Source organism: Myxococcus sp. RHSTA-1-4, from assembly GCF_020037125.1.
Taxonomy (GTDB): Bacteria; Myxococcota; Myxococcia; order Myxococcales; family Myxococcaceae; genus Myxococcus.
Genome location: NZ_JAIQDG010000024.1, coordinates 155,169 through 181,069, shown reverse-complemented (window position 1 = coordinate 181,069; position 25,901 = coordinate 155,169). Strand labels below are relative to the sequence as shown.

Here is a 25,901-nt window from a genome sequence, read left to right as displayed (position 1 = left end):
GGGTAGGCAAGCGCATCACGCCCTTGCCTACGCCTCAAGTAGGTTCTTGCCGTTACTCCAACACGCTCCTAGCGCGAGGCACCTACGAGCGGACGCACGAGAAGTCGAAGGGGGATTTGCGAAAGGCCTTCCTGGCGCTGTGGGGGGAGCTGGTGTGGTGGGCGGGTGCGCAGCCCGGGCTGTTCGGCTTCGCGTTCCTGCACTGGCGCCCGAAGGAGGCGGGTGGGCGACTGGCGGGGTGGGCGGTGCGTGCGTTGGTGAGGGATGTGCTGGGCGAGGGAGAGAGTGAGGGGGTGTTGGCGGCGGGGGCGGCGCGTGTGGGAGAGGGGCTGGTATGGGGGACGCTGACGGAGTTGATGCGCGCGGCGGCGTGGGCGGAGGTGCCGGTGGACGAAGCCGAGGCCGTCGCCGCGGGTGAGGCCCTCTGGCAGGCGTTGCGGCGGACGGAAGACTCCGGGCCCCGGGGCTCCGGCGGTCCTCCCCCAGATTCGACTCGAGCCGAGCCGTGTCCCGAGTCAGTCTCCCCGGAGCACGATGGCGGGTGGGACTCGCGAGGCGCGGCGCGCGGGCAGCAGGGCGGCCAGGAAGGCCACGGCGCCGAGCACCACCACCACCGCCACGTAGGTGAGCGGGTCGGTGGGCTGCACGCCGCTGAGCAGGTGCGTGAGGAGGCGGCTGGCGCCGACGGCGAGCGCGACTCCGAGGGCGAGTCCCACGGCGGTGAGCCGCAGGTAGCGGCCCAGCACCATGCCCATCACCTGGCGCTCGCGCGCGCCCAGCGCCATGCGGATGCCCAGCTCGCGGGTGCGCTGCAGCACCGCGTATGCCACCACCCCGTAGAGTCCCACCGCGGCGAGCACCATGGCCACGCCCGCGAAGGTGCCCACCAGCAGCAGGTAGAAGCGCAGCGGGGCCACCGTGCCGTCCACCACCGAGGAGAGGGTGCGTACGCTGCCCAACGCGAGGCTCGCGTCGAGCGTGCGAATCTCACTCCGCACCGCCGAGGCGAGCGCGAGCGGCTCGCCCGACGTGCGCAGCAGCAGCGTCATGCCGGTGCCACGCGCCTGCTCATGGGGCACGTACAGCTCGGGGACCGCGGGCGCGGCGAGCCCGTCGAGGGCCTGGTCCTCCACGATGCCCACGATGCGGCCTCCGAAGGTGCCGTTGCCCCAGTCCGTCTCCGTTTCCACCGTGTGGCCGATGGGGTCCTCGCCGGGCCAGAAGCGCCGTGCCGCCTCGGCATTCACGAGCACCGAGCGCCCACCCGCGCCCCGGTCTCCGTCGATGAGCCCCCGTCCGCGCAACACCTTCACGCGCAGCGCCTCCAACGCGCCCGGGGTGACGACGCGCACCCGCGTCTGCCAGGGCTCCGTGCCGGGGGGCACCGGCCGCTGGGCGTCCTTCAGCGGCGTGGTCCACTTGATGCTCCCGTCCAGGGGCAGGAGGCTCGTCGCGCCGGCTGCCTCCACGCCGGGCAGCGCGCGCAGCCGCTCCAGGAGCTGGTCATAGAAGGCGGCGGGCGCGGCGGTGCCGAAGCGGTAGCGCAGCGTGGGCAGCTCGAGCTTCACCGTCAGGACCCCCTCGGGCTGGAAGCCCAGGTCGGCGCGCTGGAGATGGACGAAGCTGCGCAGCAGCAGGCCCGCGCTCACCAGCAGCAGCACCGCGAGCGCCGTCTCCCCGATGATGAGGGCGGAGCGGGTGCGGTGCCGGTGCGCCCCTCCACCGCCGCCGACGCTCATCGCCCGCAGGCTTCGCCCCAGGTCCGCGCGCGAGGCGTGCAGCGCCGGCACGAGGCCAAAGAGGAGCGTGGTGAGCACCGACAGCCCGGCGGTGAAGGCCAGCACCGTGCCGTCCAACGACACCTCCTCGATGCGGGGGATGTCGCGCGGGCCCAGCGCGGCCAGGGCATCCAGCGCCCACATCGCCGCGAGCAGCCCGGCCGCGCCGCCGAGCAGGGAGAGCAGGGCGCTCTCCAGCAGCAGCTCGCGCGCGAGGCGGCCCCGGCTGGCGCCCAGGGCCAGGCGCACGGACAGCTCCCCCTCTCGCGAGGCGGCGCGCGCCAGCAGCAGGTGCGTGAGGTTCGCGCAGGCGATGAGCAGCACCAGTCCCACCGCTCCCATCAGCAGCAGGAGCGAGGGCCGCGTCCTCCCCAGCAGGACGTCACGGAGGGGCTCCACGCTCGCGCCCTTCTCCGCGTTCGTCTTCGGGTACAGCTCGGCCAGCCGGCGGGCGAGGCCGGTGACGTCGGCGCGTGCCGCCTCCAGGCTGACGCCGGGCGCGAGCCGGCCGTACACCTCCAGCCAGTGCGCGCCGCGCGCCTCCGGCTTCACCATGTTCTCGTCCCACATGAGCGGCGACCACAGCTCCGCGCGCGCCGGGAAGTCGAAGCCGGGCGCCGCCACGCCCACCACCGTCCAGGGCTCGGGGCCGCCGAGGTCCAGCGAGCGGCCGAGCACCGAGGGACTGCCGCCATAGCGCCGCTGCCACAGGCCGTGGGAGAGCACCGCCACCTTGGGGGCGCCCGGCGCGTCATCGCTCACCTGCAGCCCCCGGCCGAGCTGCACGCCCACGCCGAGCGTCTGGAAGAAGCCCGCCGTCACCAGTCCGGCCTGGAGGCGCTCGGGCGAGGTCTCCGGGCCATCGGCCGCGAGCGTCATCGCCGCGCTCGCCACGCCGAAGAGGCCGTCGAAGGCGCGGGTCTGCTCGCGCAAATCCCTCAGGTCCAGCGGCGAGGTGAGGCCGGGGCCCTGCCTGCCCACCGTGTACACTCGCACCAGCCGGGCGTCGTCCCGCATGGGCAGCGGCCGCAGCAGCACCGCGTGCACCACGCTGAAGATGGCCACGTTCGCGCCGATGCCGAGGGCCAGCGTGGCCACGGCCACCAGGGTGAAGGTGGGGCCACGACGCAGCCTGCGCAGCGCGAGCCGGAGGTCCTGGAGGAGGGTGTCCATTCCCGCAACCCCGGAGCATGGACCATGCCAGTCCCAGCGGCCAGCCCCGCCCGGGCGGCGGGCAGTCGCGGAGGCGGCGGCGGGTGCCCGGCGCTGGGAATCCACATCCCGCTTCCGGACACGCCGGGCCGGCGGGGGCCTCAGAACGGCTCGAAGCAGTCGTAGTTCCGCTGGGAGATGATGCGGCCGTCCTTGAAGGTGAGGAACATGCCGCACGCGGCGCGCAGCGTGGCCCCGGCGGCCAGCGTGCGCAGGGGGACGGCGAGCGTGCCGCTCCAGTCCAGCTCCAGGGCCACGGTGTCGCCCTGGGCCAGCGAGCTCCGGACCGCGTAGCGCTGCGAGGAGAGCAGCTGCTTTCCCCGCTCCGCGTCCTCGAGCAGCTTCCGCAGGCCTCGCGTCTGGCCGTTGCGGCTGAGCGCGTTGGGGTACTCCCGCTGCTCCGTCTCCGGGTGGAAGAAGACCGCCAGGGCGTCGCCCGTCGCTCCCGCCTCCAGGGCCTGGAGGTAGCGCAGCGCGGTGTCGAGGTTCGTCGTGGACATGGGGAGTCCTCCCTTGGAAATCGAAGGCCGGGGTTGTGCCATGCTGCCGCGCATGGCCCTTCCCCTGGAAGACTACGCCCTCATCGGTGACACGCAGAGCGCCGCCCTGGTGGGCCGCGACGGCTCCATCGACTGGCTGTGCTGGCCGCGCTTCGACTCGGATGCCTGCTTCGCCGCGCTCCTGGGGGAGGCGTCCCACGGCCGGTGGCTGCTCGCCCCGGTGGGCGGCATCCTCAAGGTGACGCGCCGCTACCGCCCCGGCACGCTGGTGCTGGAGACGGACTACGAGACGGAGGACGGCGCGGTGCGCGTGGTGGACTGCATGCCCCCGCGCGGCGCTGAGCCGGACCTCGTCCGCGTGGTGCAGGGGCTCAAGGGCTCCGTCCCCATGCGCATGGAGCTGCTCGCCCACTTCGGCTACGGCGACCGCTCGCCCTGGGTTCGCTTCCACGGGGACCATGTCTCCGCCCGGGCGGGGCCGGACTCGGTGGCCCTGCGCACGCCCGTCACCGTGCGCCGCCAGGGGAGCACGCTCACCGCGGACTTCCCCGCGGACCCGGGCTCGCGCGTGCCCTTCGTCCTCGCGTGGCACCCCTCCCACGAGGCTCCGCCGCGTCCCCTGGACGGGCTGGCCGCCGTGGAGGACACGGAGACGTGGTGGAAGGAGTGGTCCTCGCGGCTCGTCACCACCGGGCCGTGGCACGAGCCCCTCCAGCGCTCGCTCATCACCCTGAAGGCGCTCACCTACTCGCCCACGGGCGGAATCGTCGCCGCGCCCACCACGTCCCTGCCGGTGCCGTCCGGCGGCCCACACGGCGACGCGCGCTTCTGCTGGCTGCACGACGCGACGAGCGCGCTCCAGGCGCTGCTGGACGGGGGCTACGTGGAGGAGGCCCGCGCGTGGCGCGACTGGCTGGTGCGCGCGGTGGCCGGTGAGCCGGACGAGTTGCAGTCCTCCTACGGCGTGGCCGGCGAGCGCCGCTTCCCCGAGCAGGAGCTGCCGTGGCTGCCCGGCTACGAGGGCACGCGGCCGGTGCGCATCGGCCATGCGTCCCGCCGGGGACTGCACACCGAGGAGGTGGGCGAGGTGATGGGCAGCTTCGTGGAGGCCGCACGCCGGGGGCTGCCTCCCAGCGGCGACGTGTGGGCGCTCCAGCGGGCGATGCTGGAGCACCTGGAGGGGAGCTGGCTCCGTCCCGCGGCGGAGGCGCCGTCCCTCACGTACTCCAAGGTGATGGCGTGGGTGTCGGTGGACCGGGCGCTGGAGAGCGCCGCGCACTTCGGCCTGGACGCGCCCGTCGAGCGCTGGAAGCGGCTGCGCGCGGACCTGCACGCGGAGGTGTGCCGCGAGGGCTTCGACTCGCGCCGGGGCACCTTCACCCGCGAGTACGGCGGGCGGGGCCTGGACGCGCGGCTGTTGCGCCTGGCGCGGCTGGGCTTCCTGCCCGCGGACGACGCGCGCGTGCGCGGCACGGTGGAAGCGGTGGAGCGCGGGCTGGGCGAGGGGGACTTCGTGCGCGAGGACGACTCGCGCGGCGCGGGGGTGTCGCTGGTGTGCAGCTTCTGGCTGGTGGACAGCCTGCACCTGCTCGGCCGCCGCGAGGAGGCGAAGGCCCTCTTCGAGCGGCTCCTGCGCGTGCGCAACGACGTGGGCCTGCTGCCGGAGCAGTATGACCCGCGCCAGCGCCGCATGGCGGGCCACTTCCCGCACACCTCCAGCCACGTGGCCCTGGTCCAGACGGGCATGGGACTGTCGCGTGGCGAGGCGCTCGGCGGCTGAAGGGCCGGCCGCGGGAGGGATGTGCTCGCATGCGCTCCCGCTCCGCAGTACGAGGGGCGCCATGAAGACCCTCTCCCTGCCCTCCCGCCTTCCCCTGCTGGAGGGCCCCACGCCGCTCCAGCCCCTGGAGCGGTTGTCCCGCCACCTGGGCGGGCCGCGCCTGTTCATCAAGCGTGATGACCTGGGCGGCCTCGGCGCGGGCGGCAACAAGCTCCGCAAGCTGGAGTTCCACCTGGCGCGCGCGCTCGCGCAGGGCTGCGACACCGTGCTCATCGACGGTGGGCTCCAGTCCAACGCCTCGCGCCTGCTGGCCGCCGCCGCGGCCCGGCTCGGCCTGCGGTGCGAGCTGGTGCTGAGAAAGCGCGTGCCCCGCACCGACGAGGCCTACGAGCACAACGGCAACGTGCTCCTCGACCGGCTCCTCGGCGCGAAGGTCCACGTCGTCCCGGGCGAGGTGGACAGCCGCGCGCTCCTGAATGAGCTGGCCGCCCGCGCGCGCGGCGAGGGACATGTGCCCTATGTGCTGCCCTTCGGCGCCTCGGACGCGCTCGGGGCCATGGGGTACGTGGAGTGCGCACGCGAGGTGCTGGAGCAGTCGCTCGCGGCGGGGCTCCATGTCGACCGGCTGGTGGTGGCCTGTGGCAGCGGCGGGACGCAGGCGGGGCTCGTCGCCGGGCTGACGGCGCTCGGGAGCGCCGCGCGGGTGACGGGCATCAGCGTCCTCGCTCCGGCGCGGGACATCGGTCCTCGAGTCCGCGTCATCGCCGAGGAGGCGCTCGCGCTCCTCGCTCCGGGCTCGGCCCTTCGCGCGGACGCGGTGGAGGTGGACGAGGCGTTCGTCGGCCCGGGGTACGGGCTGCCGACGCGGGAGATGACGGAGGCCGTCGCGCTGGTGGCGCGCACGGAGGGGCTCTTCCTGGACCCCGTGTACACGGGCAAGGCCTTCGCCGGGCTCCTCGCGCGCATCGCGGACGGTGGCATCGGACGTGACGAGACGGTGGTCTTCGTCCACACCGGCGGCCTGCCCGGACTCTTCGCCTACGTCTCCGCGTTCGAGGAGTAGGCGGCGCCACGGCGGGGTGCCCCCCTCCGTGCTCGGGGCACGGAGGGGGACTTCGCGGCCGACCGCCGGGCCCGCCCGCTACTCGCAGGCGCGGGCCGGCATGGCGTCAATCCAGTCGGCGATGAGGCGGGAGGCCTGGTCATGCCGGAGCGCGCGGCCCAGCTCCGGCATCATCTTCCCCGACTCCTCCGTGTCCAGCCGGTACCAGAGGATGGACACCGAGTGGTCCCCGGGGACGATGTCGAACTCGCCGCCCACGCCGCTGCCCGCCGAGCCTGGACGCTTGCAGACACCCGCGTTCAGGTTGAGGGTTTCCGTGCTGGCGATGTCGAGGAACAGGCGGCTGGTGTCACCCGCCGTGCTCTTCGGGTTGTGACAGTGCGCGCAGTTGATGTCCAGGTAGGTGCGCGCCCGCGTGTCGAGGTTCGCCTCATCGGGGTTGAACGCGTCCGGCGCGCGGGGCACCTCGTCGAGGGAGGGCAGCCCCGACAGCTTCCCCAGGCCGGCCAGGTGCTGGAGCTGGTTGGCCGCCTGAGCGCCATAGACGTGGTCCCGGTTGAGGTAGCGGGCCTTCACGCCGATGGGCACCATCACCTGGTTCTTCGCGCTGTCCAGCACGTGGTGACACTTCGTGCACTGGTTCCTGCTGGGCACCAGGTAGTCGAACGTCCGTGTCACGCCAGCCTCGTCGATGAGCTGGATGCCCGGGACGACAGCGCCTCCGCTGGCCTTCGTGGCCTCCGTCTGGGCGGCGTTCCAGAGGTACGGGTACGCCTCCCAGCCGCCGGGCTGCCGCACCAGCACGCGCGTCTCGATGGCGCGCACGTCCTTCTCCGGCTCGCGCAGGTCCGCGGGGAAGGAGAACGTCTTGGTGATGATGCTGCCCACCGGCAGGTCCAGCACGTCCCGGGCGTGGTACCCGGCCGTCTTGCCGGGCGGCACGTAGAGCGTGCGGGACTTGAGGGCGTAGTCGGAGAAGAGCGGCGTGGTCGGCTCGTAGGGGATGTTGCCCTCCACCGGCTGGAGCCCTCCGTCCGCCGGGCTGCCGGTGAAGAGGCCGAAGCCCGACAGGGTGTCGGGAATGGCCACCGAGGGCAGCCCGGGGCCGGCGTCTCCGGCGTCCGGAGTGCCCGCGTCACCCTCCCCGGCATCGGGTGTGCCGCTGTCCACGCCGGCATCCACGCCGGCGTCCTCTCCGGCATCCGGAGTGCCACTGTCCACCGGAGGCGTCCCCGCATCGGGCGTGGAATCCCCCGCGTCGACTCCGGACGGTTCCGGGTCCTCGCCACCGGAGCACGAGACCACCGCCGCGGTCAGCAGCACCGCGGCCAGTCCGAGTCCCGGGAAGAACGGCGTACGCATGTGTCGCTCCCTCCGCCCGCCGCTCAGGGAAGCGCCAGGCCCGGGGTGAAGCCCGAGCAGTTGAACGGCGCCGCGCCCTGCGCGTAGCGGCGCGTCTCGTTCCAGGCCTCGGGCAGCTTGGGCGTCGAGGACCGGAGGTGCCCGCTGACGGCCTGCAGGTCGAAGTCCACGAGGGAGGCCTGCGTGGTCGCCGGCAGCGCGTTGCCGGTGAAGCAGATGTTGGCGCCGTTGAGCCGGGTCTCGTTGCGGGGCGCCGGGTCGATGCCGTCCCACAGCAGGTGCTCCACGTGCGTCACGCCCTGCGTCGCGGCGCCGTAGCCATAGACGGCGTAGACCAGCGCGCCCAGCGGGCGGCGCTCCGCGTCCGGGGTGCCGTTGTCCACCGAGTCCCCGCTGCCGCCGATGAAGGTGTTGCCGTGGACGTACACGTCGCTGCTGTTGAAGTTGAAGAAGCCGGCCTGCCACTGGGTGGGGTCCGGCTCGATGGCCAGGCCGCTGAGCACGGCGATGTCGACGGTGTTGTTGTCACCCCACGTGTTGCCGGTGAGCTCCACCCGGCGCGACGCCAGGATGAAGGTGCCGGTGCCGGCGGGCACCTGCGACACGGTGCTGCTGCTGGCCTGCACCGAGGCGAAGTTGGGGCGGTTGTTGCCGGTGATGGTGTTGCCGACGACGAGGATGTCCGTGCCCTTGATGGGGTTGCCCGGCAGGTCGAACACCACGAGGCCCGTCGTGTTGTCCACGGCGGTGTTGCCCTCCACGAAGGCGTACTTCGTGTTCTCGATTTCGATGCCCGCCACGTTCTGCTTCGCCACGTTGCGGCGGACGATGGCGCGGCGCGTCTGCCCCACGTAGATGCCGGCGTCAGCGGCGTTGTAGGCCTCGCAGTCCTCGACGAGCACGTAGGTCGACTTCACCGGGTAGATGCCATACTTGCCGTTGCTCTCCTGGTTCTCCTGGGCCCACTCCGTGCGGATGCGCTGGATGAACACATTCGTGGAGTTTTCGATGCGCAGGCCGTCCTTCTTGGCGTTCCAGATGGCGAGGTCCTTCACGGTGAACAGCTTGCCCACCACGTCGATGCCGTTGCTGTTGCCGACGGCGTTGGAGAAGTCGAGCACCGTGCTGGCGGTTCCGCCGGTGCCCTCGCCCTTGGTGCCCTTGCCCGCGCCGACGATGGTGATGCCGTTCTGGCGGATGGTGATGGCGTTGTTGAAGTGGAAGGTGCCCGCGCCGAGCTGGAGCGTGGTGCACTCGGCCAGGTCATTCACCGCGTTCTGGAGCTCCTGCTCCTGGCCGGCGTTGAAGGTCAGCGTCCGCTGCTCCTTGCCCTCGCAGGAGAAGTCCACCGGCCAGGCCGCCGAGGAGCCGGCATCCGTCCCCGCGTCGGTGCCCGCGTCGTCCTGCGTCCCCGCGTCCGTGCCGGCATCCGTCCCCGCGTCGTTCTGGGTCCCCGCGTCCCTCACCTGCTGTCCGGCGTCCGGAGTCCCGGTGTCATCCTCTTCGTCCGAGCATGCGGGAAGCGCGAGCAGGCCCAGCAGGGCCACGAGTACGGCACGAGGCGCATACGGCAGCGGGAGACAGCGCATCAGGTTCCTCCAGGGGGATGGCGCGCGCCCCTCCACTTCCAGGCAGGGGAGCCAGGGCGCAACGCGATTGCGCGAATCCTGGTCGTGGTTGGCGCCCGACCTCAAGGGTCAGGTGACGAATTCGTGGCACCGCTCCGCCGTGACGCGGTGCGTTCTGCAATCCCGTTGAGAAAATGTCCCCACCCCACATGCGAGGTCGCCGCCGTGCTGCCCTATTTTCCCTTCGAGCAGGACACCTTCGTAATGGCGCTGGGCGTGCGCGCGCTCAGGCCCGACGAGTGCCTCATCGAGGTGGACGCACTGCATTACGCCCGTGAGGTGGCGTTGAAGGCGTCGCTGCTGGCCGCCGGGCCCCAGGTGCGTTTCCAGGCGGTGCCCGGCTCGGAGCCGCTCCAGTGGGAGACGGTGACGGTGCTGCTGCCCCTCATGGCGCGGCAGGACCCGCGGCACTTCTCGCTGGAGGTGGAGGAGGGCGGGCGCTGGCGGTGGCGCAACCTCGTGCTGGGCTCGGAGACGTGTTTCACGCCGGAGGACGCGGAGAGCCTTCCCTTCGCGCCGCTGGACTGGCTGGGCCGGCAGGTGCAGGAGGACCTGCTGCTCCTGGACGGCACTCGCGCGGGCCTTCCGCTGGTGGCCGGTCAGCTCTGCTTTCCCTCCGGCTGGCACCTGGGGGACAAGCTGGGCCGCTCGTTGCTCGACGTCCACGTGCCGGTGCCAGGGTTTGGCGCGAAGCTGGGCACGCCCACGCTGCGGCTGATGGAGGGGCTCAAGGCGGGGCGCTCCGTCACGCGCTGCAACTGGGCCATCACCGTCACGGAGCGCCTGGACCTGGAGCCCTGGACGCTCCCCGAGTGGAGGCACCTGTTCGAGGGCATCACCGCGCAGAACGCGGGCGAGCGGTGCTTCCTGCGGCTGGAGCGGCAGACGCTCACCCGCATGCCCCGGACGGGCGCCATCCTCTTCACCATCCACACCTACGTCGCCCCGGTGGCCTCCGAGGTGGAGGACCCCGAGCGCCGCCGCCGCCTCGCCCGCGTGCTGCGCACCGTGCCTCCGGACACGGCGGCGTACAAGCGGCTCACCCCCGTGCTGGAGCCGCTGCTGGCCTTCCTCGAGGCGAGTGCCGGGTGATGAAAAATCCTACCCATGTCTGGTTTCCGGGGGGAAGGCGCGCTCCGGCCCGGAGGCTCCCGTGGGAAATGACCCGGGGGCCGTGAAGGCCGGAGCACCGCCGAGGCGATGACAGACCATTTCTGTAGTAAGTCGCCCCGGGAACTGACTGGTGGCGGGGCGTCAGGCTGCCGCCGCAGGCCAAGGAAGGGCAAAGACATGCGGAAGATGTGGCTGGTCGCGGTAATGCTGGCGGTGGCGGGGTGCCAACCGCAGAAGAAGGATGCGGAGAAGCCGGCGGCCGGTGGGGCCGCGGGCGGCGCCTCCAACCCCCAGACGGAGGAGCAGAAGACGCTGTACGCGCTCGGCCTGTCCATTGGCCGGAGCATCAGCGTGTTCGACATGTCCCCGGAGGAGCTCGAGTACGTCAAGGCCGGTATGACCGCGCAGGTGAAGGGTGAGAAGCCCGCGGTGGAGCTGGAGACGTACGGCCCGAAGCTGCAGGAGCTGGCGCGCGCGCGCAGCACCCGCAAGGCGGAGGCGGAGAAGGCGAAGGCCAAGGAGTTCCTGGAGCAGGCCGCCAAGGAGCCCGGCGCGGTGAAGACGGAGTCCGGCCTGGTCTACAAGGAGCTGACCGCCGGCACCGGCGCGTCGCCCCAGGCCACGGACATCGTGAAGGTGCACTACAAGGGCACGCTGACCAACGGCACCGAGTTCGACAGCTCCTACAAGCGCGGCGAGCCCACGCAGTTCCCGCTCCAGGGCGTCATCAAGTGCTGGACCGAGGGCGTGCAGAAGATGAAGGTGGGCGGCAAGGCGAAGCTGACCTGCCCGTCGGACATCGCCTACGGTGACCGCGGCGCCCCGCCGAACATCCCGGGTGGCGCGGCCCTGGTGTTCGAGGTGGAGCTGCTGGAGATCGTCAAGGCGCCCGAGATGCCGGGCATGGGCGCGCCGCCGACGGGCGCTCCGCAGGAGAAGCCGGCGACGCCTCCGGCGCCGAAGAAGTAGCCGCACCTCCCGCTCCTGGTGAGTGGGAATCACGGAGGGCTGGTGAGGGGCGTTCCCCTCCCAGCCCTCTTCGTGTTTCCGGGGACCGCCCCCACGCGAGCCGGTGGCGCGCCGTGCGGGCCCGGGGTAGGCCAGGGGCCGCCGCCCCTTCCTCGGGGACGGGCGGGACACACGGAGGAGACACCATGCGCCGGAGCCTGCTGCTGCTGTGGATGGGAGCGCTGCTACTGGGGGCCTGCGTCCGGGGAGGAGCCCGGGAGGTGGCTCGCGAGCCGTCGCCCACGGGGGCCGTCTCCGAGGCGGAGTTCAAGGCACTGCACACGCTGCGCGCGGACGCGGCGCCGCCGCGCCGGGGGCAGGAGGTGGAGGTGGCCGGGACGAAGATGTACCTGAGCCTGCCCGAGGGCGCTCGGGCGCCGGTGCCGGGGGTGCTCGTCATCCACGAGTGGTGGGGCCTCAACGAGCACATCCAGCACTGGGCGGACCGGCTGGCGGCGAACGGGTACGCGGCGCTGGCGGTGGACCTGTACGGCGGCAAGGTGGCCACGTCGCGAGACGAGGCGATGGCGCTGGTGAAGTCGGTGGACGCGGCGCGCGCCCAGGAGGTGCTGAAGGCCGCGCACGCCTTCCTCCAGCAGGACCCCCGGGTGCGGGCGGAGCGCACGGGCAGCATCGGCTGGTGCTTCGGGGGTGGCTGGTCCCTGCGCGCGGCGATGGCGATTCCGGAGCTGGATGCGGCGGTCATCTATTACGGCAACCCGGTGACGGACGTGGACGCGCTCGCCACCATCAAGGCGGCCGTGCTGGGCATCTTCGGGACGAAGGACGCGTCCATTCCGCCGGAGACGGTGGCGGAGTTCCGGCAGGCGCTGGACGCGGCGGGCGTGCGCCACCGCATCCTGGAGTTCGACGCGGAGCACGCCTTCGCCAACCCATCCGGCGGCCGTTATGACGAGCGCGCCGCGTCCACGGCGTGGCACGAGGCCTCCGCGTTCCTGGAGCACCACCTGAAGCGCTGAGCCGGGGCGAGGTGTTGTCCACTGGGCCCCTCGGGGCCAGTCCTCACGGCGGACGGTTGCCCGCCGAACCGGGGTCGGCTTGAAGGACGGGCACATCTTCGGGAGGCCCGGTGCTGAGGACAGGAGCGTGCGTCGCGGTGGGGCTGTGCCTGCTGCCGTGGAGCGGGGCGGGACAGGCGGGGACGGTGGGCGGGGGCGTGGCGGATGGCGGCGTGGCCGAGCCGCTCGTGGCGCGGCGGCTGCCACCGCGCACCGAGGAGGTCTCCTTCCAGAATGGGAGCGTCACCCTCTCCGGGACGCTGTGGCTGCCGGCCGGGAGGCCACCCCGGGCCGGCGTGGTGCTGGTGCCCGACGAGGGGGAGGGCACGCGGCGGGAACTGGAGCCGTATCCGGCGTTCCTCGCCCGCCAGGGGCTGGCGGTGCTCACCTATGACAGGCGGGGCTCGGGGGGCTCCACGGGCAATGGCCAGCCGTGGGTGTCTGGCATTGGAGCGCTGGCGGAGGACGGGCTCGCCGCGGCGCGGCTGCTGCGGGAGCGTGCCGCCGTGCGCGAGGGGGCCGTGGGGCTGATGGGCTTCGGCCAGGGGGCCTGGGTGGCCGTCCACGCGGCGGCGCGCGCGCCCGAGACGGGCTTCCTCGTGCTGGTCTCCGGTGGCGGCGGACCCGTGTGGAAGCAGGAGCAGCACCGGCTGCGCAACGAGGCGCGGCGGAAGGGACTCACGGGCCCGGAGCTGGTGGACCTGATGGACTTCCTGGGCACGCTCCACGACGCGCGCCTCTACGCGCCCGAGCGCGAGGCGAAGGCGCTGCGGACGCTCGACTTCCAGCTCAAGCGGGCGAAGCGCCGGCGCTGGTACGCGGTGACGCCGCTGGCCCGGCACGAGGAGCTGCCGCTGCCCGGGCTGCTGGAGCTGCAGCGGCTGGTGTGGCGCAACGTGCTGTCCTACGACCCGGCGGAAGACCTGGGACGGGTGCGCGGCCCGGTGCTCGCGCTGCTGGGCGAGAAGGACGAGGTGACGCCCGCGGGGCCCACGGCCCGCGCGCTGTCCGAGGCACTCCAGCGCTCCGATGGCGGCGTCCAGGCCGCCACGGTGACGGTGAAGGTGCTGCCCGGAGCGGACCACCGGCTCGCCCTCCCGCCCGGCGCGAAGCAGCCGGGCGTGCGGACGACGGCGGAGGAGGTATTCCCCGCGCTGGAGACATGGCTGCGGGAGCTGGAGCGCTGAGAGGTTCCTTAGATGCAATGAAGTTGCAATAGACTCCCTGGTGCGATACCTGGGGCGTCCCTCTCGCCTCGGAACTCGCATGCTGGAAAGTGCCCTGAGCCTCGGGTTGGTCCTCGGGCTTCGTCATGCCTCGGACGCGGACCACGTCTGCGCCATCGCTTCGCTGTTGAGGTCCGGGCAGGGCTTCCGGGCGGCCGTGCGCACGGCGCTCCTGTGGAGCCTGGGCCATTCGCTCACCTTCTTCGCCGTGGGAGCGGTGCTCGTCGGCGGGGGGCTGTCGGTGCCGGAGGCGTGGGACCCGGTGATGGAGCTGATGGTCGCCACGCTGCTGATGGGCCTGGGGACGGTGCAGTGGCGCCACGCGGACTGCCCGCTGCCCGCGAACCCCGAGTCCGCGAGGCCGCACTCCTGGCGCGTGGTGCTGGTGGGCATCGTTCACGGCCTGGCGGGCTCGGCGGGCATCGCGCTCCTCGCGCTCTCCACCGTCCACGAGCGGCTCCCCGCCTTCATGTTCCTCCTCCTGTTCGGCGCTGGCGTCTCAGGAGGCATGGTGCTGCTCACCGTGCTCCTGTCGCTGCCCCTGGGTTTCGTCGTCCGGAACTCGGAGCGCTGGCGCGCCCGCATCCTCAAGGTGACCAGCGCGCTCAGCATCGGGCTCGGCGCGTGGATGGGCGTGGCGGGGCTGCGGGCCCTGCTGGGCTGAGCGCGGAGAGGGGCCGCGCGGCACTGACCTGTACCTGTGATTCAAGGAGGCAACGCCTTGGCGACTTCGGAGAAGAAGATTCCCGTCACCGTCCTGACCGGCTTTCTCGGCTCGGGCAAGACGACGCTCCTCAACCGCATCCTGACGGAGCAGCACGGCAAGCGCATCGCCGTCATCGAGAACGAGTTCGGCGAAATCGGCATCGACCAGGCGCTCGTCATCAACGCGGACGAGGAAGTCTTCGAGATGAACAACGGGTGCATCTGCTGCACGGTGCGGGGAGACCTCATCCGCATCCTCGGCAACCTCGTGCGCCGCAAGGACAAGTTCGACCACGTCCTCGTGGAGACCACGGGCATGGCGGACCCGAGCCCGGTGGCGCAGACGTTCTTCGTCGATGACGAGATTGGCTCCCAGTTCCAACTCGACGGCATCGTCACCATGGTGGACGCCAGGCACGTCTCCCTGCACATCGACGAGAGCGACGAGTGCAAGGAGCAGATTGCCTTCGGCGACGTCATCATCATCAACAAGACGGACCTGGTGACGCCGGAGGAGGCCGACCGGGTGGAGCGCCGCATCCGGAGCATGAACGCGCTGGCCCGCGTCCAGCGTGCCGTGAAGGGGCAGGTACCCATCGAGAGCGTCCTCGATGTGGGCGGCTTCGACCTGGGGCGGGCGCTGAAGCAGAAGCCGGCCTTCCTGGAGCCCGAGTACCCCTTCGAGTGGGGCGGCGTGTATGCGCTCCAGCCGGGCCAGGCGAGCCTCGTCCTCGGGGATGGCCCGGACGCGTCGATGGACGTCGCCCTGGTGCCGGTGGACTCCGCCGACGAGGCGGGGCTGAAGGCGGGCGCGGAGACGGCCGTGCGCTTCTGGTCGCGCTCGCCCTCGCGCCGCGTCTCCGGCAACGCGCTCGCCGCAGGCAACACCCACTTCCAGCTCGACTTCACGAAGGAGAAGGGCCGCAAGGCGTACCCCCTGTCGGTGCCTCGCGAGGGGCTCTATGCCCTCTTCACGGAGCATGGCCCCGAGGAGTACGCGCTGCGCGTGGAGGACCCGGCGGGGGGCTTCCTGAAGTGCCGGGCGGAGCGGCCCTTCGGCGCCGGCCACTCACATGACGAGACGGTGGCATCCGTCGGCATCCACCTGGAGGGAGACGTGGACCAGCACCGGCTGAATGCCTGGCTGTCCAAGGTGCTCCAGGAGCAGGGCACGGACATCTTCCGGATGAAGGGCATCCTCGCCATCGCGGGCCAGAAGAACCGCTACGTCTTCCAGGGGGTGCACATGCTCTTCGACGGGCAGCCCGACAAGCCCTGGGGCAAGACGCCTCGCGCGAACGACCTCGTCTTCATCGGCCGCAACCTGGACCGTGAGGCGCTCACGGAGGGGTTCCGCAAGTGTCTCAAGTGAAGAAGAAGAAGGGTGCCGGGCCCCGCCTCCACCTCGTGGACGCGTGGACGCTCGAGGCCGCCGAGTACCCCCGTTCGCTGGACTGGTCCGCCGACGGCGAGCTCGTCGCCCTGGGCGCCGCGGACGGCAGCCTCCGCTTCCTGGATTCCGCCCGGGGGACGCTCCTCCGGACGAAGTCCTCCGGTGGCGGGCTCACCTGTGTGCGTTGGAATCCGCGGCAGCGGCTGCTCGCCGCGGCCTCGGAGGACGGTGCCTGCCGCGTGTGGCAGGGCTCGGGCGAGCTGGTGGCGGAGCTGCCGGGCAAGGGCGGTGGCTGGGTGGAGCACGTCGCCTGGTCGCCGGATGGCGAGCGGCTCGCCATCGCCTCCGGCCGCACCGCCCGCGTCTTCACGCCGAGCGGCGAGCCCGTGCTGGAGACCGAGGCCCACCCCAGCACCGTCACCGGGCTGGAGTGGAGCCCCCGGGGAGATGCGCTGGCCACCATCTGCTACGGCGGCGTGCATCTCTGGCCCCTGGTGGAGGGGAGCCCCGCGCGCCACCTGCCCTGGAAGGGTTCACTCATCTCGCTGGCGTGGAGTCCGGATGGCGAGGTGATTGCCTGCGGGAGCCAGGACTGCTCGGTGCACTTCTGGCGGCTCGGCAGCGGCAAGGACTCGGAGATGACCGGCTACCCGGCCAAGCCGAGGGAGCTGGCCTGGTCGAAGGACTCCCGGCTGCTGGCGACGAGCGGCGGGGCGGCCATCTGCGTGTGGAGGTTCGAGGGGGACGGGCCGGAGGGGACGAAGCCCCTGCTGCTGAAGGGGCACGAGGACCTGCTCACCGCGCTCGACTTCGGCGGAGAGGCCCTCACGCTGGCGTCGGGGAGCAAGGACCGGGACGTGCTGCTCTGGCGGCCCGGCGTGACGCCGAAGCCCGTGGGGCTCGCGCGGATGAAGGATGAGGTCGTCCTGCTCCGCTTCAGTCCGGATGGGAGGCGGCTCGCGGCGGCGGATGCCACGGGGCATCTCGAGGTCTGGCGTGTCGCGGAGGCACGTGTGGGCTGAGCGGGGTGGCGGCGATTCCAGGCGCGTCGCGCCGTGGCTCGTGACGCGGTGGAGCTGGGCTCTCTTCCCGCCTGACTCAGTAAGGCCGCTGCCCGGCGTAGTTGCCCGGTGGCGCGTAGTTGCACACCCAGAACTGCCACGTCGGGTACTGCGCGCCGAAGGGCGAGTTCTTGTTGCACACCTGCGTGGCGCAGCCCACGCGCTTCGTGGCGCGCCACACCACCTGGGTGTAGTGGCCGCACACCTTGCCCGAGGCGCAGGTGTTGCGGGCGTAGTCGTAGTCCGCGGCCTCCGACGCCCACTCCTCCACCACGCCCGGCGTGTCCCAGTGGTTGGGTGTGGCGGCGGCCAGGTTCTCCCCGAGGTCGCCACGGTTGGGGTTGTGCTTGAAGTCGCAGTTCGCCGCCCACGCCTGGGCCTTGGCCTCCGCCGCCGCGTCCCAGCCGAGCGGTTCCAGCGCCGGGTTGGCCGCGGGCGTCACCCCGGCCCGCACCGAGTTGTGCGCCGCGAGCATGTCGCGCGCGAAGGGGGGCAGCGTGGCCGGGTCCTGGGGCGTCTCGCCGGAAGGAGACTCACCGGTGGGTGGCGCATCGTCCGAGGACTTCCCATCGGAGCCGCAGCCGGTGGTGAGCCAGGGCGCGAGCAGTCCGAGGGTCAGCAGGCGTCGGAAGGAGGGGCGGAGCATGGCCATGATTATCCGCGCCCGGGGGGCAGGGGGGAAACCGCCCCGTGTGAAATGGCGGATGGAAAGTTCCAGTGTCCACGGGAGGACGGGCCCCCACCCGGGCCGGGAGCCTGTTAGGCTTCCCCTCCGTTTCGGAGGCCCCCCATGAGCAACGACTCCCAGAACCGCGCGAACAAGGTGTTCACCGCGCTGGAAGGCATGGACGAGTTCAGCGTCATGTCCGTGGACCCGGACATGCGGAAGCTGAAGGTCGAGCTGGAGAGCAAGCGCGCGGCGGCGGAGGGGCCGCCGGAGAGCGTGCCGTCCAGCGTCTTCTCGCGGCTGTTCCGCCGCTTCTTCCGAGGCTGAGCCCCTAGTAGGGGCTCTGGCCGATGTAGTTGCCCGGCGGCGCGTAGTTGCACACCCAGTTCTGCCACGTGGGGTGCTGCGCGCCGAAGGGCGAGTTCTTGTTGCACAGCACCGTGGCGCAGCCCACCGCGGCCGTCTTCCGCCACACCACCTGCGTGTAGTGGCCGCACACCTTGCCCCGCTTGCAGGCCTTCTTCGCGAAGTCGTAGTCCACGGCCTCGTCCGCCCAGCTCTTCACCACGTCGGGCGTGGTCCACGCGCCGGGCGTGGCGGCGGCCAGGTTCTCTCCGAAGTCACCCCGGTTCGGGTTGTGCTCGAAGCGGCACTCCTTTGCCCAGGACGCGGCCTTCCTCGCCGCCTCGCTGGACCAGGTGAGGGGCGGCAGCGCGGGCTTCGGCGTGGGCTTCGCCTGGGCGCGGGCGTGGTTGTGCGCGGCCACCATGTCCCGCTCGAAGTCCTTCGGCGCCGGTGCCTTCTCCCGTGAGGCCGTCACCGTCTGGCGCCGCGAGGCGGGCTGTCGCTGTGCCGCCTTGCTTCCAGTACCGCAGCCCAGCAGCGGGGTGAGGAGGAGCAGGGCGGACCAGCGGAGGACGGACGAGGACGAACGCATGGGACGCCATGATGCGCCAGGACGCCCGTCCATGCATGTGAAGCGTGCGGCGGGCGGGACGTGCGGGGGACGCCCGCACGCCTGCCCGGCCGCCAGGGCTCCCTCTTCAGAGCTTCAGGTCGGGCAGCGGCCCGGTGCCGTTGTCTCCGAAGGAGGTGAGGCCCTGCACCCCCATGGCCTGCATCAGGGAGATGTAGAGGTTGGCCAGCGGCGCGGCGTTGTAGCGGAGGTGGCGGCCCGGAGTCAGGGCGCCGCCGCCGCTGCCGGCGAGGAGGATGGGCAGGTTCCAGTGCTCGTGCGAGTCGCCGTCGGCGATTTCGCTGGAGAAGTACACCATGGAGTTGTCGAGCAGCGTCTTCCCGTCAGCCTCCTGGATGCCCTTCATGCGCTGCAGCAGGTAGGAGTACTGCTCCACCTCCCACCGGTCGATGGTGGCGAGCGCGTCGTAGTTGGCCTGCACCTTCTGGTGGTGCGAGTACGTGTGGTGCGCGCCGCTGAGCCCGAGGAAGCCGTACACCTTGTTGCTGCGCGCGTTGGCCAGCATGAAGGTGACGACGCGGGTGAGGTCGCACTGGAAGGCCAGGACGATGAGGTCCATCATCGCCTTCGTCTTCGCGCGCGGGTCCTCGTTGTTGTCGGGCGAGATGCCCGGGTTGCACGACGGCCCCTCGGCCTCGATGGCCTCCACCTGCTTCTCCAAGTCCCTCACGCCGGTGAAGTACTCGTCCAGCTTGCGCCGGTCCGTGGTGCCGAGCTGTGCCTTGAGCGCGGTGGCGTCATCGCGCACGAAGTCGATGATGCTCTTGCCGAACGCGCGGCGCTTCTCCACCTGCGCCTGGGAGGCGCCCGTGTCGAACCCCGCGAAGAGCCGGTCGAAGACGGCCTTGGGGCGCGTCTCCTTGGCCACCGGCGTGGTGGGGCCGGCCCAGGCGATGTTGTTGGCGTAGGGGCAGGCGTAGCCGGAGTCGCAGTTGCCAATGCCCTTGCCCGCGTCGTTGCCCAGCTCCAGCGAGGGGAAGCGGGTGGCCTTCTTCGCCGCCAGGTGGTTGGCGATGACCTGGTCCATGGAGATGCCCGCCCGGAAGTTGGTGCCCTCCGTCTTGAAGGCCTTGGTGCAGCTCAGGAAGGCCGCGGTGGCGGCGGCGTGGTGGCCGTCCCCGTCCGGGCGGCCGGGGTAGTTGGCCAGGCCGCTGATGACGAGCACGTCGTTCTTCACCGGGGCCAGCGACTGGAGCGTGGGTGTCAGCTCCCAGTTGGCGCCGGTGGCCCTGGGTGTCCACTTCGGCATGTGGATGCCGTTGGCCGTGTAGAAGACGGCCAGCCTGCGGGGCGCGGGGCCCGTGGCCGTCTGCGCCCGGGCCGTGGCGGGCAGCATGGCCTCCAGCACGGGGAGCGCCATCAGCGCCCCCGCGCCGCGAAGCAGGGTCCTCCGGGAGAGTTGGAACTTCTTGCTCATGGCTGCTGGGCCTCCGTCTCCCCGCGCCGCTGGGTGAAGTGGTCGCTGAGGACGATGCTGAGGATGTAGTCGGTGAACCGGCCACCGCTGGCCTCCGCGGTGGCGGCGATTTCCCGCACCGCGCACGCGTCCGCCTCGGACATGCCGCGGCCGAGTGCGTAGGTGAGCAGGTGCTCGGTGAGGCACGCGGGCAGCTTCGGGTCGCTCTTCACGAAGCGCCGCATGTCCCCGACGCCGTCGAGGATGGTGCCGTCCGGCAGGTCTCCCTTGGCATCCACCGGAGCGCCGCTCACCTCCCGCATCCGCCAGCGGCCGATGGGGTCGTAGTTCTCCAGCGCCAGGCCCAGCGGGTCCATCATCCGGTGGCAGCCCTGGCACGCGGGGTTGCTGCGGTGAATCGCCATCCGCTCCTTCATCGTCATGTCCGGCCGCATGGGCGGCGGCAGGTTCTCCACGTCCGGAGGCGGAGGCGGAGGCGGCAGGCACAGCAGCTGCTCCAGCACCCACACCCCGCGCTGCACCGGCGAGGTGCGGTCCGGGTTGGAGGTGACGGTGAGCAGCGAGCCATGGCCGAACAGGCCCTGGCGCTCCGGGTGGCGGGACAGGTCCACGCGCACCGGCGTGCCGCTGCCCGGCGGCGGCAGGCCGTAGTGCCGGGCCAGCGCGTCATTCACGTAGGTGAAGGGCGCGTCGACCAGGTCCCTCAGCTTGTAGTCGCCGGTGATGAACTCGCGGAAGACGAGCTGCGTCTCCTGGCGCATGGCCGAGCGCAGGTCCTCATTGAAGGCGCCGTACAGCGTCTTGTCCGGCTCCGCGGAGTCCATGGCGCGGGTGTAGAGCCACTGGCCGCCGAAGTTCTCCACCAGCCCCCGGGCCTTGGGGTCCGCGAGCATGCGGCGCACCTGGGCCTCCAGCTCCTTCGAGTCACGGAGCTTCCCCGCCTCGGCGGCGGCCAGGAGCTGCTCGTCCGGCATGCTGCTCCACAGGAAGTAGGAGAGCCGGCTGGCCAGCTCGAAGTCGTTGAGCCGGTGCGGCGTGGGGGACTTCGGGTCCGGGTCCTTCTCCACGCGGAAGAGGAAGTGGGGCGACACCAGCACCGAGCGCAGCGCCAGCTTCACGCCCGCCTCGGGCGTGTCCCCGTGGCGCTTCGCCAGCGCGAGGAAGTCCATCAGCCGGTCCACTTCCTGCTTCGTGACGGGCCGGCGCCAGGCGCGGCGGGCGAAGCCGGAGAGGATGTCCCGGGCGCAGGGCTCCGGGTTGGCCGCGTCCAGCGTGCACGTGCGCAGGGTGCCCTTCTTCCAGGCCGCCTCCACCAGCTTCTCCGCCGCGGTGGAGTACTTCTCCATCAGCAGCGGCGACATGCTGAGCACGTCCGCGTTGTTGTCGAAGCCGTAGCCGTGGTCATCCGCCGGGAAGTCCCGGGCGGGCTGGGTGGTGTCGCCCAGCAAGTCCCGCACGGTGGCGTCGTACTCGGCGCGGTTGAGGCGGTGCAGGGTGACGCGGCCCGGGTCTTTCGGTGCGTCCCCGCACGCATTCTGCGGCGGATTGCCGTCCGGCGGCGGAACGTCCAGGCCTGGCACGTCCTCGCCGGGACGCACCTGGGCCTGGGGAAGTTTGTCACCATCGCATCCAGCGAGCAGCAGCGCGCTGCCCGCCCCCGCCAGCATCCGCCAGCCGGGTCTTCTTCGAAGCCTGGGTGTCACGTCTCGAACCCCCTCCACACTCGCCACACGCCCCCAGCGGCGGGGCCGCTCCGGGGTAAGCAAGACGCTCACCAACGGCCATGTGCACGGTGGTGGACGGAAGGGCACCCGCGAGGGCAGGCTGGCAGGCGTCGCCGGTCTCCTCCCGGACGCCCATGGGAGCAGGGGCGGGAAGCGGGTTTCCCTGGGTGGGAAGCCCTCTGGAGCGGAGGTGGCTTCGCACGGCTGGTGCCCTCCCGGCCGGGTTGGGCCTGCATGGCGGGTGGGGAAGACACACCGTTGCCGAGGGGGCGTAGAGGGTCAGGACATGACATCACCGCGTGCCGATGCCGTCGCCGACGACTTCCTGCTGTTGGTGAGCGTGCTGCCGGGGCCATTGCAGGCGGCGGTGCGGGCGCTGCCGCCCCAGCAGGTGCTGGAGGTGGTGATGGACCTCGGCCGCCCGCCCGAGGCCCGGCTGGTGGACCGGGTGGAGCCGCTTCGCGAGGAGCCCGTGCTCCGGGAGGACCTGGAGCACGTGCTGGCCCAGGTGGGGCCGCCGGGGGACGACAACCGCGCCGGCATCGAGCGGACGCTGCACCGCGTCTCCGCCATCCGCAACCGCAAGGGCAAGGTGGTGGGCCTGACACTGCGGGTGGGGCGCGCCATCTTCGGCACCATCGACATGTTGAAGGACCTCATCGGCTCCGGGCGGAACCTGCTCCTGCTGGGGCGCCCGGGCGTGGGGAAGACGACGAAGCTTCGCGAGGTGGCGCGCGTGCTGGCGGACGACTTGCGCAAGCGCGTGATGGTGGTGGACACCTCCAACGAGATTGGCGGAGACGGGGACGTGCCGCACCCGGGCATCGGCGGCGCGCGGCGGATGCAGGTGTCGCGGCCGGACCGGCAGCACGACGTGATGATTGAGGCCGTGGAGAACCACATGCCGGAGGCCATCATCGTCGACGAGATTGGCACGTCGGCGGAGGCCGCGGCGGCGCGGACGATTGCCGAGCGCGGCGTGCAGCTGGTGGCCACGGCGCACGGCAACACGCTGGAGAACCTGGTGCTGAACCCCACGCTGTCCGATTTGGTGGGCGGGGTGCACACGGTGACGCTGAGCGACGAGGAGGCGCGCCGGCGGAACACGCAGAAGACCATTAGCGAGCGCAAGGCGCCGCCCACCTTCGACATCGTGGTGGAGATGGTGAACCGGGACGAGGTGCTGGTGCACTCGGACACGGCGGACTCGGTGGACCGGCTGCTGGCGGGCCTGGAGGTGGGGGGCGAGCGCCGGAAGCAGGACGCCGTTTCAGGGCAGGTGGAGGTGGTGGAGGCGAAGGCGGCGGCGTCGTCGTCACTGCCCGCGCTCCGGCCGGGGCGGACGGCGGGGCCGCCGGGCGTGCGGGGCGCGGAGCGCGTCCATGCGCGGGCGCCCGGAATGGGCGGGACGACGAAGGTGTACGCGCACGCGGTCAGCAGGGATTTGCTGACGAAGGTGCTGCGGGAGCTGTCGGTGGACGTGCGGCTGGTGAGCAGGCTGGAGGCGGCGGACCTGGTGGTGACGCTGCGCTCACGGGCGAACGACCCGAGGCTGCGGCGCACGGCGGAGAAGACGGGGGCGCGGGTGGAGGTGGTGAAGCGCAACAGCTCCGCGGAGCTGCGCCGCGTGCTGAAGACGGCCTTCAACGTGGTGGAGGGCGTGGACGAGGACCAGGTCCGCGAGGCGGTGGCCGAGGTGGAGCACGCGATTGAGCGGGTGCTCAGCGAGGGCGTCTCGGTGCCGCTGGCGCCGCGCCCGCCGAGGCTGCGCAAGCTGCAGCACCGGCTGGTGAGCCGCTACCACCTGGAGGCGGTGAGCCACGGCAGCGAGCCGGTGCGACACCTCACCATCTACCCGCTGGGCGCGGAGGTGGACGCCGCGCTCGCGCAGGAGGAGGCCGAGGGGACGGCGTAGGCGTCCCCCCGGCCGTGGACCGGGTCAGTTCCGGTCGAGGTACGCCTTGTACGCGTCGAAGCCGTACTCGCGGCCGAGGAAGGTCTTCACCAGCTCGGCGGCGGGCCTGGCGCCGCCGGGCTCCAGCACGGCGCGGCGGTACTTCATGGCCGTGTCCCGGTCCAGGTACCCGCGCTGCTGGAACTCCGTCTCCAGGTCCTTCGCGATGACCGTCGACCAGAGGTACGTGTAGTACGTCGCCGAGTACCCATCCAGGTGCCCGAAGGCGAGCTCGAAGTGCGTGCCGTCCCGGTGCTCGTGCTTGAAGGGGCTGAGCTTCTTCTGCAGCGCCGCCAGCGCCTCGGTCGTGTCGAAGCCCGGCTCGCGCGAGTAGTAGTCCAGGCTCACCGCCGACAGGAACAGCTGCCGCCGCGACCACAGCCCCTTGCCGAACTCCTTCGACGCCCGCAGCTTCGCCACCAGCTCCGCCGGAATCGGCTCGTTCGTCTGGTGGTGCTTCGCGAACTGCGTCAGCACCTGCTCGCTGCCCGCCCACTGCTGGAGCAGCATGGACGGAGTCTCCACGAAGTCCCACTCCACGCGCGTGCCGGCGATGCCGCTCCACCGCTGTCCGCCCCCGAAGATGGCGTGCAGCAGGTGGCCGAACTCGTGGAAGAAGGTCTCCACCTCGTCGTGTGTCATCAGCTCGCCGGGGCGCCCGAAGTTGCACACCAGCGCGGCCTCCGGGTAGCGCTTGCCGGCCTGGCCCGCGACGACGTCGAACTGCGCCGCGTGCTTGTACTTGTCGTCACGCGGGTGCATGTCCAGGTAGATGCGGCCCAGGAGCCGCTCCCCGTCGAGCACGTCGTACGTCTCCACCTCGGAGTGCCACGCCTTCGCGCCGTCCACCTTGCGCCAGGTCAGCCCCCACATGCGCGCGGTGGTGTCCATGACGCCCGCCTTCACCCGGCTGTACTCGAAGTAGGGCCGCACCGCCTGCGAGTCGAAGCCGAAGCGCTCCGCGCGCAGCCGGTCCTCGTAGTAGTCCTGGTCCCACGGCTCCAGCGTCTTCGCCCCGGGCACGTCCTTCTGCTTGCGCGCCAGCAGCTCCGCGAACTCGCGCTTCGCCCGCGCCTCGGTGGCCACCGCCATCCGGTCGATGAAGTCCGCCGCCGCCTTGCGCGTGCGCGTCATCTTCGTCTCGGTGGTGTACGCGGCCCAGTTCTCGTAGCCCAGCAGCGTGGCCAGCTCGTGCCGCTTCGCGAGGAGCTGGGACAGCACCTGCTGGTTCGCCGGGAAGGCGCGCTGGCGGTAGGTGCGCCACAGTTTCTCGCGCGCCTTCGCGTTCTTCGCGTACGTCATGAAGGGGAAGTAGTCCGGGTAGTTGGTGGTGATGACCACCTTGCCGTCCTTCCCCGGCGGGTGCGCCTTCCGGTAGTCCTCCGGCAGGCCGTCCAGCTCCTTCGGGCTGAAGGACGCCGTGCGGACGTCCTCGGCGATGTTCTTCCCGAACTGCTGGCCCAGCTTGAGGACCTCCTCGTTGAGCGCCTTCACCTTCGCGCGCGTGGCGTCGTCGCGGTCCACGCCGGCGCGGCGGAAGTCCAGCAGCGCGCGCTCCATCCAGTACCGCGTGGCCGCGTCCGCGCCGGACAGGTCCACCGCGGCCAGGGCGTCATAGACGCCGCGGTCCTGCGACAGCTCCACGTTGGCGGAGTCCACGCGCTGCTCACAGGCGCGCGCGGCGTCGCGGAAGGCGGCGTCCGGGTGCACCTCGCGGGCGAGGCTGGAGCGGTAGGTGGCGGCGGTCAGCGCGCCGGTGGCCTCGTCATACGCGGCGAGCACGGCCGGGCCGTCCTTGCGCGCGTCCAGCTTCTTGAGCGCGGTGACCTGCGCGCGGGCCCGCTCGAGGTCCGCGTCGCACGCGGCGGTGAAGGCCTCCACCGTGCCGGAGAGGAGGTCGGCGCCGCGGGGCGGCGGGAGCGGCTCGGCCGCCGTGGGGGCCGGAGCGGGGGCCTGGGCCTGCTGCGCCTGCTGGGGAGCCGGCTCGGTGGCCGCGGTGCCGTGCGTGCAGCCGGCCGCGGTCAGCGCCGCGGAGAGGGTGAGAGCGGTCAGTCTCTTCAAGGGTGGGGTCCTCCGGAGTCCATCGAAAACGCCGGAGCGTCATGCCACATCCCGGGCTCTTCCGCTCGGCGGAGGGGCAGGCGTCCCGTGAAGCGGGCAACGAATCGGATGGCCCGCTGAAGGTGCCCGGCGGTGGCGCCTCCCTCCGGCACCCGCGGCGCACGCCCATGTGCGGGAGCCCGCGCGGGTGGGGCCCGGCGGTGGTGCCGCCAGCGGGCCCCACCGCACGCTCTGGCGAGGGGGCGCGTGGAATG

At 71.9% G+C, this 25,901-nt stretch carries 20 protein-coding genes; 11 read left to right on the top strand and 9 right to left on the bottom strand.

Annotated features, from left to right (window positions below; translation table 11 throughout):
- Positions 1-515 precede the first annotated feature (515 nt).
- Together K8638_RS29380 and K8638_RS29375 are read right to left on the bottom strand one after the other, a co-directional pair.
- The gene (locus K8638_RS29380; protein WP_223757970.1) at positions 516-2,951 is read right to left on the bottom strand and encodes an ABC transporter permease; all 2,436 of its coding nucleotides are present in this window, start codon (positions 2,949-2,951) and stop codon (positions 516-518) included.
- 140 nt (positions 2,952-3,091) lie between these two features.
- Positions 3,092-3,490, bottom strand: a complete 399-nt coding sequence (locus tag K8638_RS29375) for a nuclear transport factor 2 family protein (protein WP_223757969.1) — start codon at positions 3,488-3,490, stop codon at positions 3,092-3,094.
- A 13-nt stretch (positions 3,491-3,503) separates the two neighbouring features.
- Here K8638_RS29375 and K8638_RS29370 point away from each other — a divergent pair, with 13 nt between their 5' ends.
- Positions 3,504-5,270 (top strand): glycoside hydrolase family 15 protein, encoded by a 1,767-nt coding sequence (locus tag K8638_RS29370; protein WP_370644139.1) that lies wholly within the window; start codon positions 3,504-3,506, stop codon positions 5,268-5,270.
- Positions 5,271-5,331: 61 nt separating this feature from the next.
- Complete coding sequence (locus tag K8638_RS29365) at positions 5,332-6,333, top strand: D-cysteine desulfhydrase family protein (protein WP_223757968.1); 1,002 nt, start codon at positions 5,332-5,334, stop codon at positions 6,331-6,333.
- A 78-nt stretch (positions 6,334-6,411) separates the two neighbouring features.
- On the opposite strand, the gene K8638_RS29360 is transcribed toward K8638_RS29365, so the two are convergent.
- Both K8638_RS29360 and K8638_RS29355 read right to left on the bottom strand, forming a co-directional pair.
- Positions 6,412-7,695, bottom strand: coding sequence for an SO2930 family diheme c-type cytochrome (locus tag K8638_RS29360; RefSeq protein WP_223757967.1), 1,284 nt, complete (start codon positions 7,693-7,695; stop codon positions 6,412-6,414).
- Between the two features lie 23 nt (positions 7,696-7,718).
- A complete protein-coding gene (locus tag K8638_RS29355; protein WP_223757966.1) occupies positions 7,719-9,284 on the bottom strand; it encodes a parallel beta-helix domain-containing protein in 1,566 nt (521 codons plus the stop codon).
- Positions 9,285-9,488: 204 nt separating this feature from the next.
- Here K8638_RS29355 and K8638_RS29350 point away from each other — a divergent pair, with 204 nt between their 5' ends.
- From K8638_RS29350 to K8638_RS45345, 7 genes are all read left to right on the top strand, one after another.
- The gene (locus K8638_RS29350; protein ID WP_223757965.1) at positions 9,489-10,415 is read left to right on the top strand and encodes a DUF3445 domain-containing protein; all 927 of its coding nucleotides are present in this window, start codon (positions 9,489-9,491) and stop codon (positions 10,413-10,415) included.
- A 198-nt stretch (positions 10,416-10,613) separates the two neighbouring features.
- The gene (locus K8638_RS29345; protein ID WP_223757964.1) at positions 10,614-11,405 is read left to right on the top strand and encodes an FKBP-type peptidyl-prolyl cis-trans isomerase; all 792 of its coding nucleotides are present in this window, start codon (positions 10,614-10,616) and stop codon (positions 11,403-11,405) included.
- Between the two features lie 185 nt (positions 11,406-11,590).
- Positions 11,591-12,424, top strand: a complete 834-nt coding sequence (locus K8638_RS29340) for a dienelactone hydrolase family protein (protein WP_223757963.1) — start codon at positions 11,591-11,593, stop codon at positions 12,422-12,424.
- Positions 12,425-12,534: 110 nt separating this feature from the next.
- Complete coding sequence (locus K8638_RS29335) at positions 12,535-13,650, top strand: alpha/beta fold hydrolase (protein ID WP_223757962.1); 1,116 nt, start codon at positions 12,535-12,537, stop codon at positions 13,648-13,650.
- Between the two features lie 79 nt (positions 13,651-13,729).
- Positions 13,730-14,353, top strand: a complete 624-nt coding sequence (locus tag K8638_RS29330; RefSeq protein ID WP_223757961.1) for a hypothetical protein — start codon at positions 13,730-13,732, stop codon at positions 14,351-14,353.
- 57 nt (positions 14,354-14,410) lie between these two features.
- Positions 14,411-15,766, top strand: coding sequence for a GTP-binding protein (locus K8638_RS29325; protein WP_223757960.1), 1,356 nt, complete (start codon positions 14,411-14,413; stop codon positions 15,764-15,766).
- On the top strand, positions 15,763-16,809 hold the full coding sequence (locus tag K8638_RS45345) for a WD40 repeat domain-containing protein (RefSeq protein ID WP_223757959.1): 1,047 nt from the start codon (positions 15,763-15,765) through the stop codon (positions 16,807-16,809). The genes K8638_RS29325 and K8638_RS45345 overlap by 4 nt, the downstream gene beginning before the upstream one ends.
- Before the next feature lie 76 nt (positions 16,810-16,885).
- On the opposite strand, the gene K8638_RS29315 is transcribed toward K8638_RS45345, so the two are convergent.
- Entirely contained in the window at positions 16,886-17,494 is a 609-nt protein-coding gene (locus K8638_RS29315; protein WP_223757958.1) for a CAP domain-containing protein, read from the bottom strand.
- A 144-nt stretch (positions 17,495-17,638) separates the two neighbouring features.
- On the opposite strand from K8638_RS29315, the gene K8638_RS29310 reads away from it, so the two are divergent.
- Positions 17,639-17,842, top strand: a complete 204-nt coding sequence (locus K8638_RS29310; RefSeq protein WP_223757957.1) for a hypothetical protein — start codon at positions 17,639-17,641, stop codon at positions 17,840-17,842.
- Positions 17,843-17,846: 4 nt separating this feature from the next.
- Here the strand turns inward: K8638_RS29310 and K8638_RS29305 are convergent, their stop codons facing one another.
- The 3 genes from K8638_RS29305 to K8638_RS29295 form a co-directional block, all read right to left on the bottom strand.
- Positions 17,847-18,452 carry a CAP domain-containing protein gene (locus tag K8638_RS29305; protein ID WP_223757956.1) on the bottom strand — a complete coding sequence of 202 codons (606 nt, stop codon included), beginning with the start codon at positions 18,450-18,452 and terminating at the stop codon, positions 17,847-17,849.
- Positions 18,453-18,558: 106 nt separating this feature from the next.
- Entirely contained in the window at positions 18,559-19,908 is a 1,350-nt protein-coding gene (locus tag K8638_RS29300) for a DUF1552 domain-containing protein (protein WP_223757955.1), read from the bottom strand.
- Entirely contained in the window at positions 19,905-21,611 is a 1,707-nt protein-coding gene (locus tag K8638_RS29295; protein ID WP_223757954.1) for a DUF1592 domain-containing protein, read from the bottom strand. The genes K8638_RS29300 and K8638_RS29295 overlap by 4 nt, the downstream gene beginning before the upstream one ends.
- A 307-nt stretch (positions 21,612-21,918) precedes the next feature.
- Here K8638_RS29295 and K8638_RS44665 point away from each other — a divergent pair, with 307 nt between their 5' ends.
- Positions 21,919-23,547: a R3H domain-containing nucleic acid-binding protein gene (locus K8638_RS44665; protein ID WP_255662970.1), complete on the top strand. Its 1,629-nt coding sequence runs from the start codon at positions 21,919-21,921 to the stop codon at positions 23,545-23,547.
- A 24-nt stretch (positions 23,548-23,571) separates the two neighbouring features.
- On the opposite strand, the gene K8638_RS29280 is transcribed toward K8638_RS44665, so the two are convergent.
- Positions 23,572-25,647, bottom strand: coding sequence for a M3 family metallopeptidase (locus K8638_RS29280; protein ID WP_223757953.1), 2,076 nt, complete (start codon positions 25,645-25,647; stop codon positions 23,572-23,574).
- Positions 25,648-25,901 lie beyond the last annotated feature (254 nt).

Bases quoted from the DNA above. Each gene is read 5' to 3' on its own strand.
- K8638_RS29330 (WP_223757961.1), top strand. From the start codon at position 13,730: ATGCTGGAAAGTGCCCTGAGCCTCGGGTTGGTCCTCGGGCTTCGTCAT.
- K8638_RS29380 (WP_223757970.1), bottom strand. From the start codon at position 2,951: ATGGACACCCTCCTCCAGGACCTCCGGCTCGCGCTGCGCAGGCTGCGT.
- K8638_RS29360 (WP_223757967.1), bottom strand. From the start codon at position 7,695: ATGCGTACGCCGTTCTTCCCGGGACTCGGACTGGCCGCGGTGCTGCTG.
- K8638_RS29310 (WP_223757957.1), top strand. From the start codon at position 17,639: ATGAGCAACGACTCCCAGAACCGCGCGAACAAGGTGTTCACCGCGCTG.
- K8638_RS29315 (WP_223757958.1), bottom strand. From the start codon at position 17,494: ATGCTCCGCCCCTCCTTCCGACGCCTGCTGACCCTCGGACTGCTCGCG.
- K8638_RS29345 (WP_223757964.1), top strand. From the start codon at position 10,614: ATGCGGAAGATGTGGCTGGTCGCGGTAATGCTGGCGGTGGCGGGGTGC.
- K8638_RS29365 (WP_223757968.1), top strand. From the start codon at position 5,332: ATGAAGACCCTCTCCCTGCCCTCCCGCCTTCCCCTGCTGGAGGGCCCC.
- K8638_RS29340 (WP_223757963.1), top strand. From the start codon at position 11,591: ATGCGCCGGAGCCTGCTGCTGCTGTGGATGGGAGCGCTGCTACTGGGG.
- K8638_RS29375 (WP_223757969.1), bottom strand. From the start codon at position 3,490: ATGTCCACGACGAACCTCGACACCGCGCTGCGCTACCTCCAGGCCCTG.
- K8638_RS29355 (WP_223757966.1), bottom strand. From the start codon at position 9,284: ATGCGCTGTCTCCCGCTGCCGTATGCGCCTCGTGCCGTACTCGTGGCC.
- K8638_RS29305 (WP_223757956.1), bottom strand. From the start codon at position 18,452: ATGCGTTCGTCCTCGTCCGTCCTCCGCTGGTCCGCCCTGCTCCTCCTC.
- K8638_RS29300 (WP_223757955.1), bottom strand. From the start codon at position 19,908: ATGAGCAAGAAGTTCCAACTCTCCCGGAGGACCCTGCTTCGCGGCGCG.
- K8638_RS44665 (WP_255662970.1), top strand. From the start codon at position 21,919: ATGACATCACCGCGTGCCGATGCCGTCGCCGACGACTTCCTGCTGTTG.